This is a genomic window from Rhodococcus sp. SB1D, assembly GCF_048573875.1.
GTDB classification, from domain to species: domain Bacteria; phylum Actinomycetota; class Actinomycetes; order Mycobacteriales; family Mycobacteriaceae; genus Rhodococcus_F; species Rhodococcus_F qingshengii.
Genome location: NZ_JBMAIQ010000005.1, coordinates 296,172 through 311,907 on the forward strand (window position 1 = coordinate 296,172; position 15,736 = coordinate 311,907).

Consider the following 15,736-nt stretch of genomic DNA (forward strand, 5'->3'; position numbering starts at 1 on the left):
GTCAGTTCCCCTGTGCTGCAGTGCGGATAGCGGTCTCGAGGACGGTCAACGCGTCGTCGAGCAGCTCTTCGGAGATGACCAGCGGCGGGAGCAGACGGATGACGTTGCCGTAGGTACCGCAGGTGAGGATCACGACGCCGGCAGCGAGGCATTCGGCGGCGATCTTCTTGGTGATGTCTGCGTCCGGCTCCTGCCCACCGGGCTTGACCAACTCGATGGCGAGCATCGCGCCGCGACCGCGAACGTCACCGATGACGTCGAGTTCCTTTGCCAGTGCGTTCATTCGGCCGACGACGGTCGACTCGATGGTGCGTGCGCGGCCACAGAGGTCGAGCTCACGCATCTGGTCGATGGACGCCAATGCAGCGGCGCAGGCGACGGGGTTACCGCCGTAGGTGCCACCGAGGCCGCCGGGGTGGACAGCGTCGATGAGCTCCGCGCGGCCCGTGACAGCGGCGAGCGGCATGCCGCCTGCGATGCCCTTGGCGAGCGTGACCAGGTCGGGGACGATGCCCTCGTGATCGCTGGCGAACCAGGCGCCGGTACGAGCGAAGCCTGCCTGAACCTCGTCGGCGATGAAGACGACGCCGTTCTCCTTGGCCCACGCGACGAGCGTCGGGAGGAAGCCTTCTGCGGGAACGATGAATCCACCCTCACCCTGAATGGGCTCGATGAGGATGGCGGCCGTGTTGGCAGCGCCGACCTGCTTCTCGATCATCGTGATGGCGCGCTGTGCGGCCTGCTCACCGGTGATCTTGGAGCCGTCGACATTGAGGCCCTCGCGGTACGGGTAGGACATCGGGACGCGGTAGACCTCGGGGGCGAACGGACCGAAGCCGCTCTTGTACGGCATGGACTTCGACGTCAGTGCCATCGTGAGGTTGGTGCGGCCGTGGTACGCGTGGTCGAAGACGACGACTGCGTCGCGACCGGTCGCGTGACGGGCGATCTTGACTGCGTTCTCGACAGCTTCTGCGCCGGAGTTGAACAGCACGGAACGCTTCTCGTGGTCACCGGGGGTGAGTTCGGCGAGACGCTCGGCGACCTCGACGTAGCCCTCGTACGGAGCGACCATGAAACAGGTGTGGGTGAAGTGCGCGACCTGATCCTGAACTGCGGACACGACGGCCGGGTTGGAGGCGCCGACGCTGGTCACCGCGATACCGGCACCGAGGTCGATCAGCGAGTTGCCGTCGACGTCGACGATGACTCCGCCGTCTGCGTCGGCGACGTAGACCGGGAGGGTGGATGCGACGCCGGCGCCGACGACCTTCTTACGGCGTTCGGCGAGCGCAGCCGAGCGCGGGCCCGGGAACTCCGTGACGATGCGACGCTCCTGCGGAAGCCGGTATTCGATTGCACTCATGTGACCACCCTCTCGGTTGTGTATTGCATTCGAGTATGCGACGCGCGAAGCATCGCAAGCACTGCCGAAATGGATACCCGGAGCTCCAGGGCTACTCCATATCGGCAACGACAGCTAGCCTTGATCAGGTGACGGTTCCGATCTCGTGGCTCTTGCGACAGAAACACCTCTCGCTGGCTCTGCTCACCGACCGAGCAGCTGCCACCCACCCCGTCACGTTTGCGCAGGCCACAGAGCTGACGGACCCCACCCCGTGGCTTTCCGGCGGCGAATTGGTGCTCACCACCGGGCTGGCACTGGTGGGCGCGGACGCCACCGACTACAGCGAGTACATCGACCGTCTGGCCGCCGCAGAAGTATCGGCTCTGGGTTTCGGGACCGGCCTTTCCCACGAGAGTGTGCCCACAGACCTGATTGCCGCCGCCCGCAGCCGCGGACTCCCCCTGCTGGAAGTGCCGTTCACGACCCCGTTCGCGGCAGTCACGCGCGCGGTGATGACCCGTCTGAGCCAGCAGGAATACGAATCGGTACTCCGCGCGGCAGAAGTACAGACGCGCATCACCCGCGTTGCACTGCGCGGTGGCGTGTCGGCGATCGTGCGTGAACTAGCCACGGCCACAAAAACTTCGGTGGCGTTTGTCGGTGATCGGATCACCGCGGTGCATCCGGCAAACCAGAAGTCGTTGATCACCGAGGTTCGCGCGGTCGCGGCCACCACCCGCGATCCCAACGCTCCGGCGTCGATCTCGCAGAGCACACCCGAACGGACGCTGACACTGTCCCCCGTCGGCGTCACCGACAGTTGGCACGGCTACCTCGCCATGGCGGGCGCCGGGCCCCTGAGCAATATCGACAGAGTGTTGCTCGGGCATGCGGTCTCGCTGCTCACTCTCGAACTCGAGAAACCGGTTCGACTACGGGCCGAGCGAACTCGACTCAACGCCATGGCTTTCGGGCTCTTACTCGACGGCCGAATCCCCGAGGACGGTGTGCCGTCGTACTTGGACGAGGCAAGCGACACGCACGGCAACATTCGTGTCGTCCACGTTCGCGGATCCGGACTCGGCCCAGTTCTTCGCGAACTCGACAACGCTCTCGCGCGAGCAGGCCGGCCGTTGTTCGCGCAATCCGAGGACGGTTCGCTGACCGTCCTCCTCCGCGGAACCGACACAATCGACACCGCCAAAACACTACTGGCGCAGCTCTCCCCCACCGAAGCGAAAGCCGTGCGTGCCGGAATCAGCACCCCTCACCGTCTTCTGGACGCACCGCGCGCACTCGTCCAGGCCCGCGCCGCGGCCAATCTCACGACGGCCACTGCCCGCATTCTCGAGTTCGACGCTCTGAGTGGTTCGACGATTCTGGCATCCGAGCCTGCCCGTGAGGCACTGATCGCAATGGCTGCGGACACCATCCCGGTGCTGACCGAACACGACCAGGCACACGGAACCGCACTGGCCGCGTCTTTGCGCGCCTATCTCGAGGCAAACGGCCAATGGGAATCGGCCGCAGCCGAACTCGGTGTTCATCGGCACACCCTCCGAGGTCGCATCGCACGCATCGAGGAACTGCTGCAATGCGACCTCGGACAGGCCAGGGTCAGAGCCGAACTGCTGCTATCGCTACTCGCCTGGGAGGGCCGCTGAACCCTCCTCCGCGTGCACCGAAGCGAAGCTCGACGCACCGCGGACGAGTAGTTCGAGTTCGGCGTCGACCGTGCAGAGACGGGCGGTGTCCAGCGCTCCGCTGCGGCTCACGCTCGACATCAAAGCCGTGAACCGGCGCACCGCTTGCGGATTGGCGGCGGTCCACAACTCGACGACCTCCGGAATACCTTCACCGAGCGCACCGGACACGAGGTCCGCGAAACGCGCCGTCAGCCTGGCATGGACGGCAGCGCTGCCCATGACCTCCCAATGCGAGGCACCGACGGCGACGTCGACGCCGCCGAGAACATCGCCCAGATCGAGAGCGTCGGAGAGTTCCCGATAGATCGCGGCTGCGGCCGCGGCCGTCGTATTCTCCTGCAGTGCAATGTCTGCCAGGGCGAGTGCTCCGAAAGACGCCTCGATGCGCTCGCTGGCCGGCAAACCGTCGGTGAGTTCCCGCACCGGGGCTGCCCACCGATCGATGTCGGCGCGCGGGTTCACGGTGAACCGGCCGGCAGCACCCGGGCGGCGCAACACCCAGCTCATTTCGGATTCCAACAGCTGCTGCAAGCGATCGAGAGCCTTCAGCTGTTCGGTGGCACTGAGATCGGAGTTCAGGATTTCACGTCGAAGGTCCTCCGTTCCAAGCACTTCGCTGACTACGGCGTAGGCCAGAGCCGCTTCCGGACTGCGAACTCCGAGGTGTTCCTCGAGCCGGAACAACACGCCGGGGCCGACGCGGTTGACCAGTTCGTCGACAACCGAGGTGATGATGATGTCGCGGCCCAACCGATGTGCGCGGACTGCGTCCGGTGCGGCCTCGACGACGGAGAGCGGGAAGTACTGCGGGAGACGATCGGCGAAGATCTGATTGTCCGGGACCGTCGATGCGCCCAGTTCCGCAGTCAGTACGTTCTTCGACTGCGCCACCAGCACAGCAAGTTCCGGCCGCAGGAGACCCTGCCCGGCACGCGCCCTGACCGCCAGCGCCTTGGCGTCGGGCAGAGATTCTTCCAGTCGCTTCATGGCGCCCGCCGAGACGAGGTTCTCGATCAACCGCTCGTGCTGATCGAGCAGGGCCGGTGCGCGGTGCTCGGCCAGGCTGATCGCGAGGGTCTGATCTTCACTGGCCTCGAGCACCGATGCGGCCACCTCGTCCTGGGCCGCCGCGAGTAGTTCATTGCGCGAGGTCGAGTCCAACGCTGCGAGTGCGATCTTGATGTTGACCTCACGGTCCGAGGTAGCCACGCCGGCCGCGTTGTCGATGAAGTCGGCGTTGATTCGGCCTCCGCCAGCGGCATATTCGATGCGGGCACGCTGGGTGAAGCCGAGGTTGCCGCCCTCACCGACCACCGTCGCACGCAACTCGTCAGCGCTGACGCGAACTGCGTCGTTGGACGGATCGGCCGCGTCGACGTTGCTTTCGGTCGACGCTTTCACGTAGGTACCGACGCCGCCGTTCCACAACAGGTCCACCGGAGCACACAGGATCGCTCGGATCAGTTCCTGCGGGGTCAAGTTCTCCTCGGTGATTCCGAGGGCCGCACGCGCCTCGAGCGGAAGGCGGATCGACTTCGCGCTCCGCGGCCAGACGCCACCGCCCGGCGACATCACGGTGCGATCGAAGTCGTCCCAGGACGAGCGCGGCACGGTGAAGAGGCGAGCGCGTTCGGCAAAGCTCGTCTCGGTGTCGGGGTTCGGGTCGATGAAGATGTGGCGGTGATCGAATGCCGCGACCAGACGGATCTTGTGCGAGAGCAACATTCCGTTGCCGAACACGTCGCCGGACATGTCCCCGATACCCGCGACGGTGAACGGATCGGTGTCGACATCGAGGTCGCGCTCGGCGAAGTGCCGTCGAACCGCTACCCAGGCGCCGCGAGCGGTGATGCCCATCGCCTTGTGGTCGTAGCCGGCCGAACCGCCGGAAGCAAAAGCGTCGCCGAGCCAGAAACCACGCTCGACGGCGATGCCGTTCGCGACGTCGGAGAACCGCGCTGTCCCCTTGTCTGCTGCCACGACGAGATAGGAGTCTTCACCGTCGTACTCGATTACTTCTGCCGGGTGTACCGCAGCGCCGTCGACGATGTTGTCCACCACGTCCAGCAGGCCGCGAATGAAGGTGCTGTAAGACTCCTGCACCTGCGCCGGAGTCGGTGACGACGTGCCCCGAACCACGAACGCGCCCTTGGCTCCCGAAGGAACGATCGGCGAATTCTTCACGCTCTGGGTCTTCATGAGACTCAGAGCCTCGGTGCGGAAGTCCTCGTATCGATCCGACCAACGCAGGCCACCACGGGCGACGGAGGAACTACGCAGATGCACGCCTTCGACATTGGGTGCGCTGACGTAGATCTCGCGGAAGGGAACGGTCTTCTGCGGAGTGGAGAGCAACTGCGAGTCGATCTTGAACGACGCGTACGGTAGCGGTTCGCCGCTCTCACCGCGCAGGTACCAGTTGGTGCGCAGAGTCGCCTGCAGGAACGAACGCACGCCGCGCAAGACGCGATCCTCGTCGAGAGTGTCTGCACCGTCGACTGATTCATCGATAGCTGCCGTTGCGGTAGCCACAGCTGTCTCACGCACACCCGCCACGGCGGGGTCGAAACGCGCGGTGAAAAGTTCGATCGCCTGCCGTACGAAGAGTGGCTTCGCTGCCAACACTCCGACGATGTAGCTCTCGGACAAACCGATACGAGCCTGAGCGAGGAAACGGCACGCAGCGCGCAGCAACTCTGCATCGCGCCAGGTGATGTCTGCTCGTCCGATCAGACTGGAGAACGCATCCATCCGGGTCTGTCCGGCGATGACGGCTTCGAAGGCGTCCGCCATCTTCTCCAGCGCACTGCCGTCGAAGGTGCTCGGCTCGAAGGTGAAGTAATGCGCCGAACCCAGAACGGTCGGAAGCGGGCGGTGCGTCGAAACTCGGAGTCCGAGAGACTCGAAGTTCTCGCACAGATCGGAGAGGGAGGGCTCTCCGGACGGCCACAGCACCACGCAGGTCAGATCGTCACTGTTCAGGTTGTCACCCTGACGGAAGACGAGTCGCTGGCCCGCTGCTGCCAATTCGGCGACCAGTTCGAGCGCCGGGTCACCGGATCGATCACCGCCTGCCGGTCTCGATTCTGCAGCTGCGGTCTTGGTCGCCGATGATGTGCTCGCCATTGAACACCCTCCTGGAAATTATTGGATCCGAACACTTTCCAGTGTTGCGTGGATCACCGGAAAGAGGTCGTGCCCGATAGGAGTACCAACCCCCATCGGGCACGACATTTCGGCAGTTGCGGTGAGCTCAGTCGCCCAACCTGATCGGAGCAAGCTCCTCGAACACGTCGCCGGGTCCGGGATTCTCGGCAGGCGCAGCGCCGCCGAGATGGTTGACGACGCCCCATACCGCGTTGATCGCGGTCTGGATCGCGCCCTCAGCCCAGCCGGCGGTCCACGACACGTCGTCACCGGCGAGGAAGATTCCCCGATGACGCGGTTCGAGATCATTCTGCACGAAGTGGGAGAACAGGCGCTCCTGGTAGCGGTAGTGCCCCGGAAGGTTCGCCTTGAATGCGCCCATGAAGTCGCGCTCGGTTTCCCACGACAGCGTCACCGGGCTCGAGATGATGTGGCTGCGGAAGTCAACGCCGGGGTAAATCTCTTCGAGAGAGCGCAGCATGATGTTCATGCGCTCGGTGGCGTCGAGCGCCAGCAGCTTCAGCGAATCGTCCGACCAGGTGTACGACAAGCAGATCAGGCCTGGCTTGCCCTCGCCTTGATCCAGCAGGTAGGTGCCGCGACTCATACGGTCGGTCAGTGTCATCGACACCGAATCACGGCCGGTCACGGGGTCCTTGTCCTTCCAGAACGGGCGGTCGACGAGAACGAACACCTTGGTCGAACCCATGTAGTGAGTTCGCTCGATCGCAGTCCAGTGGTCGATCGGGAACAGATCGTCGTCACACCTGATATTGTTCAGCAGCATCCAACTCTGCACTGTCACAACGGCACTCGCATACGTGCGAATGAAACCTTCGGAGTCGGTGACCGTGATGTTGCCGGGCTCGGTACGCCGGAGTTCGGTGACGCGGGGACGCGTCTCACCGTCGTTGAGCGAAGCGACCGTAGTACCGGCAGGCCAATGCGCCATGTGCGCCGGGGCGCGGTTCCACAACCGCATCGGCAGCTGCTGCGATCCACCGACGATGCCGCGGTGGTCGTCGTCGGCGGCCGTGATGACCACACGAAGGATTTCGAGGATCGAATTGGGGTAGTCGGTATCCCAACCGCCCGTACCGAATCCGACCTGTCCGAACACTTCCCGCATGTGGAAGGACTTGAAGTGCTTCGACGCGGCGAGGAATCCGTAGAACGTCTGGTCGTCGTAGCGCACCACGAGGTCGTTCCAGATCCGCTTGATTTCTGCGGTGTCGCGGTCACGAATGGCCTGCTGCAACGGAATCAGATCGGCATGCTCTTCGAGAGTGCGCTGCCAGGCCTGCGCCACCTCGGTGTAGATCGGCGGCAGATCCTCGAGAGTGTGCGCGTAGTGACTCTCGCCCTTGAGATCGATGACGGTGCTCGGCGTGACCTCGGCAAGGGGATTGGGGAACTCTTCGGTCTGCAGACCCAGTTCGTTCAGGTAGTGGAACAACGTCGTCGACGATGGTGGGAAACGCATTGCGCCCATCTCGGCGACAACCCCGGGGTGCCCGTCGAACTCGACCGACCGCATCCGGCCACCGATCTGATCAGCTTCGTAGACAATCGGTTTGAGACCGACCTTGAGCAACTCGTAGGCCGCGATCATGCCGGAGAGTCCGCCACCGATCACGGCAACTTCTGTACCCAGTGCCAGATCGGGCACCGAGCCGAGTCCCGCCGGACTGGAAACGTAGTCGTCGTACGGGAACGGAAAATCCGGCCCGAACATCGTGAGGGGCGGCTGCTTCCCGGGTTCCGAGGAACTGTCCGGAGCTACTGGGATGGTCATCTACGGTTCTCCTTGGAGACAGTCGTGACAGAAAGGTCTGGATACAGATCGAGGCGTCGATCGTCGAGATGCGTGTTGAGGGTGCGCGATTGCGAGACGGTGGCGGCGGCGATATCCGCGAAGAGCAATTCCTGGCCGAACCCGGCCCTCGCCAACTCGGCACCGTCGGGCGCGATGGCGCACGAGAGACCGCAGTAGGTCAGCTCGGTTTCGGCGCCGCAGCGATTGACGTAGGTGACAAACATCTGACTCTCGTATGCGCGGGCCGGAACCACTTGCTGCGCAATGTGTTCGTACGGAGTCATCAACCCTGTCGGCACGATGAGCCATTCGGTACCGGCGTCGGCATGGGCCCGAACCGCTTCCGGAAATTCCACGTCGTAGCAGATCAACAACCCGCAGCGGATGCCCTCGAAATCGAACCCGACCACCAGGGTCTCACCTGGCCGGAAATGTTCGCGGTCGAGCGCGCCGAACAGGTGCGTCTTGCGGTAGTGCGCAAGCGAAGTGCCGTCGCGGTCCACCACCTGCACACTGTTGTAGACATCTCCCCCGTCGAGTTCGGGGTAGCCGTAGACGACTGCGATGCCGGCACTTCGAGCAATCGCGGCGACGGAATCGAAGATGGGGCCGTCGGCCGGTTCCGCGCGTAGCGACACCAGTTCGCCGATGTCGTAGCCGGTTGCGGACATCTCCGGCGTCAGCAGGATCTTCGCACCGGATGCTGCAGCCTCGCGGGCAGCAGTGTCGATTGCAGCGAGGTTGAACTCCACCGACGCAAAGGTGTCCGGGGTGGTGAGCGGACCTTGGAACAGGCCAACTCGAACTGAATCGACATGCATGGTGCGCTCCTTCAGGAGTTCCGTGACGCCAATTTTCGACGGTGTGTGTGACGGGGACAACTACCAGCGTGACGGGTGCCGCCAATCATGTCAACTCTTGTTTCCTAAGAATCAACATTCACGGATTCGAGTCTCACGAAGACGACGCGCGGGGCCCTTCCGGCAATGCCGGATTCAAGACCCACAGAACCTTCGCCAGAACCGAGCCTTCGGCCTGAAAACTATGGTTGTGGGTCGGCGTGAATGTGAAGGAATCGCCCGCCGCAAGTACGACGTCTTCGGCATCGACGGCCTCACCGTTCGGATCCGTCCGACCGCCCTCGAACGAGACCCGCAAGCCGCCCTCGAGCACGTGCACGAAGTTCACGTCGATCGGCAGACTGTAGAACTCCCGACCACTTCCGCCGCCTGGTTCCAGCTCGCCGAGCAGCACCTGAATTCGACGCTCGTTGGTAGGCGTGAGCAGGTACTCCGTCATCTTTTCGCCACCGAAGCTGATTTGCGGCATGGCGTCGGCGCGGACTACTTCACCGGCGGACGCATTCTCGAACAGGGATCCGACAGGGATCTCGAGCACCGCGCACACCTTGATCAGGGTCGCCACCGACGCGTTGACGTGATCGCGCTCGAGTTTCGAGAGATACCCCTTGGTCACACCACAGGCCTCGGCCAGGTCGTCGAGGGTCAACCGCTTCGATTGACGTGCCGCCTTGAGCCTCGCCCCGATGCGCGGTCCGACCGGCTCGACCGCTTCCTTCGCCTTGGCCACTGAACCCACTCCTTCACGACCGCCGTGTCCCTTTCAGGAAACAGGGGTTGACAACCGAGCCTCTTGAAGAAACCATACTTGCTCAGAGAGCTACATCACTGAAGGGCGCCCGGTGTGCGCCGAATCGAGAGCAGGGACCTCTGCACATGGCTACCAACAACCCCGGATCGTTCATCGGACCCGTCGACGCCACGCGCGTCCCCCGCTACGCCGAGCCGACCACCTTTGCGCGTCTCCCGCGCCTGGACGAGGTCTCGCGCGCCGACGTGACGATCCTCGGCATCCCCTTCGATTCGGGTGTCAGCTACCGCCCCGGTGCCCGGTTCGGTCCGGGCCACATCCGCGCTGCGTCGAAGCTGCTGCGTCCGTACAACCCGGCTCTCAAGGTCTCGCCCTTCGCCAATCAGCAGGTAGCCGATTTCGGCGACATCGGCGTCAACCCCTTCGACATTCAGGAAGCTCTCACGACGGTTCAGTCCGCCGTCACCGACCTGCGCGCCGACGGTTCCTCCGTGCTCACGCTCGGCGGCGACCACACCATCGCACTGCCGATCCTGCGTTCACTGGCCCGCGATCACGGCCCGATCGCCGTCCTGCACTTCGACGCTCATCTCGACACCTGGGACACCTACTTCGGTCAGCCTTTCACCCACGGCACCCCCTTCCGCCGCGCCAGCGAAGAGGGCCTGATCGACATGGAGCGTTCGCAGCACATCGGCATCCGTGGACCGCTCTACAGCGAGAAGGACCTCGAAGACGACCGCGTCCTCGGCTTCCAGGTGATCCGCAGTGACGACTACGAGGTCGACGGTGTCGCCAGCATCGTCGAGCGCATGCGTAAGCGCCTCGACGGTGGCCCGGTGTACGTCTCCGTCGACATCGACGTACTCGATCCCGCCCACGCTCCGGGCACCGGAACACCCGAAGCGGGCGGCATGACCTCTCGCGAATTGTTGAACACACTGCGTGGGTTGGTGGGACTCAACGTGGTCGGCGCCGACATCGTCGAGGTAGCGCCGGCGTACGACCACGCCGAGATCACCGGTATCGCAGCGGCTCACGTCGCTTACGAGTTGCTGTCGGTGCTCGCACTCAATCGCTGAAGCAGCACAACGGTATCCGTCGTGTGATGCATCTCGGGGTTCGCGGGAAGATCACGTTCCCGCGACTCCGAGACCAACACCTTCCAACCATCGGTGAACAGCGACTCCACGTATTCGGGTGTATGGAGCATGGCCCGATGGTGCTCGGTCGGCGACTCGTGAGGTGAGTGGCCCACGATCAGCAAATGCCCGCCGGGCGCGACCAGATCTCCGAGAGCACGGAACAATTCCCCGCGCGCGGGTTCGAGCATGTGGAAGAACTGCGCGGACACCAGATCGAACGAGCGCCCCTGCGGATCCCACTTCGTCAGGTCGGCTTCCAGCCATTCGATGTCGACGCCCTCGCCCTCGACGTGAGCCTGGGCGCGCCCGAGCGCAACCGACGAGATGTCGGTGCCGGTGACCTTCCACCCGCGATGCGCCAACCACAAAGCGTCGGCACCTTCGCCGCAACCGACGTCGAGTGCCGTGCCCGGTTCCAGGTCGGAGGCTTCGGCAATCAACTGTGGGTTGGGATTTCCGCTCCAGCGCGCGGGGCGTTCCTCGTACAGCGAGTTCCAGAACTGTGCGTCCGCCTTGGCGTACGGATTCTCGGTGGTATCGGAGTTTTCGTGGTGATTGTGGTGTTCGTGGCTCATGCACCCAGGATGAACGACCCTCCACAACTCACGCAACCATCTTTGCTGAAACAGCAACTTCTCCATTTCGACGCCCTGCTAACGTCACGTCGTGGCCGGTGGATTTCCCGTGTTTCGTCTCTACTGCAGCTCAGCGGGCCCATACGTTTTGTGTTGTGCGCATTTCCCCGAGTTCACCGGTTCGAACTCGGACGAAGAGTTCAGCGTCCAGCAGAGCTTCGACCGCGCAGTCGAGAAGATTCTGCGCGATGAATCCTTCGAACCGACTACCTTGACTTTGGTCGGCGAGCAGCAGGGCTATCCCGTCGGAGACCGACTGTTCGATACGACAGTTCCGCGTACCGGAACCGTCTCGTACGCGTTCCAAGAAGCCGGACCGCCGTGGATCGTTCTCGGCCTTGATGTTTCGGCGGACGAATTCTGGTCCGAAATCGACGACGACGCAGACCTCCACGGTCTCGGCCCCACCTCCCCGTTGAGGTCAGTTCCAGCAACCGTGCTCACGGAGACCGGGTGGCCACGACGAAGTGACCTCGACTCCCCGTGAACTGAACCAGAACTCCAACCTTCGTGAAATCGAACAAAAATCCGCCCGATTTTCGTGAGGATCGACCGAGATGCCCGTCACGTCCTACGCCAAGATTTAGCGGTCACACTCGACTGCGCCCTCACGATTCACTCCCGGGCCCCGGCTCCTTCACGGAGGCACAATGAAACACCGCTCCTATTCGACGCTTGCCGCGACCGCGGGGCTCGCGCTCGTATTGTCGGCTTGCAGCTCGGGAGGCACGTCCTCGGGCTCCGGCGGCGGTGAGCCTCTGACTGACGGAACCTTCCGGTACGCGTTGCAAGGCGATCCGGGTGCACTCAACCCGATCATGTCCGGCTCTGCGGCAACCGCGGAAATTTCGAAGCTGGCGTACGACTCCCTGGTCTACCAGGATCCTGAAACCAGTGAATTCAAACCATGGTTGGCCGAGAAGTGGGAAGAAACGCCGACCTCCGCGTCCTTCACCATTCGTGAAGGCGTGACCTGTACCGACGGGTCGACGCTGACTGCACAGACCGTCGCGAACAACATCAACTTCGTAGCCGATCCAGCCAAGGGTTCACAACAACGCGGCACCACAGTTCCCATCGGCGCTTCGGCCACTGCCGATCTCGCCACCCGCACCATCACGGTAACCACTCCGGCGCCGACCCCGTTCCTCCTCCTCACCATCAGTCGCCTCCCGATCATGTGCGATGCCGGTCTCGAAGATCCGACCGCCTCGAACAACAAGTCGCTGGGCTCCGGCATGTTCGAAGTCACCGAAGTCTCGGCCAATGACCACTACACGTTCGAGCGTCGTGACGGTTACAGCTGGGGGCCCGACGACACCACCTCCGACACACCGGGTGTCCCCAAGACAGTCATTGCTGTCATGGCACCCAATGTCAGCACCGCAGCAAACCAGCTTCTCTCAGGCGAACTGAGCGCATCTCCGATCGCCGGTCCGGACAAGGATCGCATCGATGCCGCCAATTTCGACTCGGTCCAGCGCCCACTTCCCGCCGGTCAGATGTACTTCAATCAGATTGCGGACAATCCGACCAGCGATCCCGCCGTTCGAAAAGCTCTCGTCCAGGCTGTCAATCTCGACGATCTCGCTGAAGTCATCACTGGCGGCCAGGGCACCCGTGCAACAAGTCTTGTCTCCGTCGAGCCCCGAGCCTGTGTGTACGACTCTGTCGCAGGCAACATTCCGGACTTCGACCTCAGCGCAGCAAAGGCAACACTGGACGCTGCAGGTTGGACCGCCGGCTCCGACGGCAAACGAAGCAAGGACGGAAAGCCGCTGACCCTCCGCCTCTTCTACGCTGCCGGCGAAGATGCGCGCAGCGCGGCAGCCGAGCTCACCCAGTCGGCATGGTCCGACCTCGGTGCGACCGTCGAGGTGACAGGAGCCGACCAGACCAAGGTTGTCGACGTCATGCTCAGTGGCAAGGACAACAACCAGTGGGACATCGCGTGGATCCAGATCAACAATTCGGTTCCCAGCGGGTTCGTCCCGTTCTTCTCCGGTCCTGCTCCGGCAGCAGGTAAGAACTTCTCTTCGATCAACAACCCCGCCTACGAAGCAGCCGTTGCCAAGGCATCCGGCTTGACCGGCGAAGCAGCGTGCGCGGAGTGGGCGGACGCCGAGTCACAGATCACCAAAACGGTGTCCGCAGTCCCGTTTGCAGATACGGTCTTGAGCTTCTACTTCAACAAGGCCGGACTCGCATTCGGTAAGACCTTCATCGGTTCTGCGTTGCGCCTCTACCAGTAGGCCGGTCGACCGAACGCGGTGCGTCAACGAGATACGTCAGATCATTGTGATCTGACGTATCTTGTTGCCACACCGATCGTCTCGTTGTCGAGTTCGACGTAGGTCAGCTGAGGAATGCTGGACGCAAGTTCACTGAAAGCCCACTTCGCGACATTCTCGAATGACGGACGGAAATCGAAAATCTCCGGCCAGGCACCGCTCGCCAATTGCTCGGCACATCGATCGACGGACTCGTCCAGAGCGTCCGTGTCGACAAACCATCCACGTTCTCCGAGTTGGTCGTCCTCGAACGAGAACGCCACTCGCATCGTCACGCGAAATCCGTCGGCAGGCATCAGCGGCGGCAAGTTCTTCGCGTCCCGCACCGGTGCCGGAAGCCCCTGCCTCACAGCGAATGTACGACGGATCTCGATACTGAACATGCGCACCAAGGTATCAATGTTCATCACAATTCTATGAGCGGACCAATCGCGCAATCGCGTCGTTCGCTTCTTTGATCTTCGCGTCCGCCTCGGGCCCACCGGCAACAGCGGCTTTGACGACGCAGTGGCCGATGTGGTCCTCGAGCAGGCCCATGGCCACCGCCTGGAGGCCCTTGGTCATCGCCGACACCTGCGTCAGGATGTCGATACAGTACTTGTCCTCGTCGACCATGCGCTGCAGGCCGCGAGCTTGACCTTCTATGCGACGCAGACGCGCCAGGTAGTCGCCCTTGGCGGTGATGTAGCCGTGCGAATCACTCGTGCAGCATGCATCGCCGGTCGCATCACTGCTTTGGACACTGTTTGGAGCGCTGCTTGGCGCACTGCCAACTTCTGTCGCTTCCGACATTCGATGTCCTCCTGTTCGTCAACACATGACTTCGCAACAATTCTCGTTACCGGTGCGATGTGCGGATACTCTTCGACTTCCCTTGTCTTGCAGAGCAATCACTGTGCACATCGCCACGCACTTCGCTACTGCGCGAACAGATGGGTGCATGGCGATTAGCGATGCCCGTTTTCCCGTTGCTGCGAAACGCATTCGGTTTCAGTGCCCGTGGTGCGCGTGGCTCGAGTGTTCGGCCCCAGGCGTGGTCGCATTGTCGGCCGTCAGCGTGAATTCCGCCGTACGCACCACTCCGCCGTGCTTGAAGTCCAAAAACAACCGGTAATCCTCGGCGCTCGGCATGTTGGCGTAGAAGGTGATTGCCGGTCCAGCCGGCGTGACACCGTCACCGGGGTAGCCGTCCGGATGGACATGGAGATAGGCGAGGTCGGAGGCACGCAACGCGACCAGATGCCCGTATGCGGCAAGGTAGGGCTGCAAGTCCGTGACCGGGATTCCGTCACGACTGACCGAGAGCGTGAGCTTCGATATCTGGCCGGCATGGGCCGCGCCTTCGAGGGAGACGGTATAGCCGTCGACCGTCGTGGCGGCAGCAGCAGCGGGCAACGGCCGAGGATCATAGGGTCCGGCGACGCGCACATCCGCACTGAGCGTGATTCCGTCACCACCGTCCGGAGTGAAATCAGCGAACACTCGATAGTCTCCCGCATGATCGAAATCGACTGACACATGCCAGTTTCCGTTCTCGTCCAATTCGGGATGCACGTGCTGGAATCCGGTCAGGTCCAGACCGACCACGATCAGATGCAACTGCTTGTCGTGGGTGTCCGTGTACCGGATCAAGGGAGTTCCAACCGGATCCAGGATCCGGAACTGCAAGGGGACATGGTTGCCGACGGTCGCCTCCGACGTTGCCAATTCCAGTGTGTAGCCGTTGTCGCTGAACATCTTGCCCTCCAAAGTTTGGGTCGGCAGCACTTTCGTTGCCGTCTGCGTCAGGTTCTGCACTCCTTGACATCGAACCTGTTGCAATTTGTACCATACCCCCCTAGGGTATGCAACGAACTACTCGAACACCCTGAATTCACTCGAAGGAGATCCGATGCGCATCTACGCAGAGCGCCGGCCGAATGAGTTCCAAGAGCAGCATTTCCCCGTGCGCCCCAACGAAGCGCTGCGCCGATGTCACCCAGGCCCGCTTACGACACCCCTTGACCACACAAGCATCACCTATACCCCGTACAGGTA

The 15,736-nt window shown here is 62.8% G+C and carries 13 protein-coding genes; 4 read left to right on the forward strand and 9 right to left on the reverse strand.

Annotated features, from left to right (window positions below):
• Position 1: 1 nt before the first annotated feature.
• On the reverse strand, positions 2 to 1,366 hold the full coding sequence (gene gabT, locus ACN50D_RS14635) for a 4-aminobutyrate--2-oxoglutarate transaminase (RefSeq protein WP_007727077.1): 1,365 nt from the start codon (positions 1,364 to 1,366) through the stop codon (positions 2 to 4).
• Positions 1,367 to 1,494: 128 nt separating this feature from the next.
• Between gabT and ACN50D_RS14640 the strand changes: the two genes are divergently transcribed.
• On the forward strand, positions 1,495 to 3,012 hold the full coding sequence (locus tag ACN50D_RS14640) for a PucR family transcriptional regulator (RefSeq protein WP_065351873.1): 1,518 nt from the start codon (positions 1,495 to 1,497) through the stop codon (positions 3,010 to 3,012).
• Here ACN50D_RS14640 and ACN50D_RS14645 read toward each other — a convergent pair.
• The 4 genes from ACN50D_RS14645 to ACN50D_RS14660 all read right to left on the reverse strand — a co-directional run bounded on the left by ACN50D_RS14645 (position 2,989) and on the right by ACN50D_RS14660 (position 9,607).
• Positions 2,989 to 6,180: an NAD-glutamate dehydrogenase domain-containing protein gene (locus ACN50D_RS14645; RefSeq protein ID WP_211921371.1), complete on the reverse strand. Its 3,192-nt coding sequence runs from the start codon at positions 6,178 to 6,180 to the stop codon at positions 2,989 to 2,991. The genes ACN50D_RS14640 and ACN50D_RS14645 overlap by 24 nt on opposite strands.
• Before the next feature lie 127 nt (positions 6,181 to 6,307).
• Entirely contained in the window at positions 6,308 to 7,996 is a 1,689-nt protein-coding gene (locus ACN50D_RS14650) for a flavin monoamine oxidase family protein (RefSeq protein ID WP_042452042.1), read from the reverse strand.
• Positions 7,993 to 8,838: a carbon-nitrogen hydrolase family protein gene (locus ACN50D_RS14655; protein ID WP_070161550.1), complete on the reverse strand. Its 846-nt coding sequence runs from the start codon at positions 8,836 to 8,838 to the stop codon at positions 7,993 to 7,995. The genes ACN50D_RS14650 and ACN50D_RS14655 overlap by 4 nt, the downstream gene beginning before the upstream one ends.
• 133 nt (positions 8,839 to 8,971) lie before the next feature.
• Positions 8,972 to 9,607 (reverse strand): helix-turn-helix domain-containing protein, encoded by a 636-nt coding sequence (locus tag ACN50D_RS14660; protein ID WP_007727089.1) that lies wholly within the window; start codon positions 9,605 to 9,607, stop codon positions 8,972 to 8,974.
• A 146-nt stretch (positions 9,608 to 9,753) separates the two neighbouring features.
• Here ACN50D_RS14660 and speB point away from each other — a divergent pair, with 146 nt between their 5' ends.
• Positions 9,754 to 10,710 (forward strand): agmatinase, encoded by a 957-nt coding sequence (speB, locus tag ACN50D_RS14665; RefSeq protein WP_003941134.1) that lies wholly within the window; start codon positions 9,754 to 9,756, stop codon positions 10,708 to 10,710.
• On the opposite strand, the gene ACN50D_RS14670 is transcribed toward speB, so the two are convergent.
• Entirely contained in the window at positions 10,674 to 11,348 is a 675-nt protein-coding gene (locus tag ACN50D_RS14670) for a class I SAM-dependent methyltransferase (protein ID WP_162113894.1), read from the reverse strand. The two genes, speB and ACN50D_RS14670, sit on opposite strands and share 37 nt — an antisense overlap.
• Before the next feature lie 91 nt (positions 11,349 to 11,439).
• Between ACN50D_RS14670 and ACN50D_RS14675 the strand changes: the two genes are divergently transcribed.
• Together ACN50D_RS14675 and ACN50D_RS14680 are read left to right on the forward strand one after the other, a co-directional pair.
• On the forward strand, positions 11,440 to 11,895 hold the full coding sequence (locus ACN50D_RS14675; RefSeq protein ID WP_307850465.1) for a hypothetical protein: 456 nt from the start codon (positions 11,440 to 11,442) through the stop codon (positions 11,893 to 11,895).
• A 163-nt stretch (positions 11,896 to 12,058) separates the two neighbouring features.
• A complete protein-coding gene (locus ACN50D_RS14680; protein ID WP_003941166.1) occupies positions 12,059 to 13,660 on the forward strand; it encodes an ABC transporter substrate-binding protein in 1,602 nt (533 codons plus the stop codon).
• 41 nt (positions 13,661 to 13,701) lie between these two features.
• Here the strand turns inward: ACN50D_RS14680 and ACN50D_RS14685 are convergent, their stop codons facing one another.
• The 3 genes from ACN50D_RS14685 to ACN50D_RS14695 form a co-directional block, all read right to left on the reverse strand.
• The gene (locus tag ACN50D_RS14685; protein WP_054187872.1) at positions 13,702 to 14,106 is read right to left on the reverse strand and encodes a 6-carboxytetrahydropterin synthase; all 405 of its coding nucleotides are present in this window, start codon (positions 14,104 to 14,106) and stop codon (positions 13,702 to 13,704) included.
• Positions 14,107 to 14,113: 7 nt separating this feature from the next.
• Complete coding sequence (locus ACN50D_RS14690) at positions 14,114 to 14,491, reverse strand: metal-sensitive transcriptional regulator (protein WP_211921369.1); 378 nt, start codon at positions 14,489 to 14,491, stop codon at positions 14,114 to 14,116.
• Between the two features lie 198 nt (positions 14,492 to 14,689).
• Positions 14,690 to 15,496 carry a hypothetical protein gene (locus ACN50D_RS14695; protein WP_065456201.1) on the reverse strand — a complete coding sequence of 269 codons (807 nt, stop codon included), beginning with the start codon at positions 15,494 to 15,496 and terminating at the stop codon, positions 14,690 to 14,692.
• Between the last annotated feature and the right edge of the window lie 240 nt (positions 15,497 to 15,736).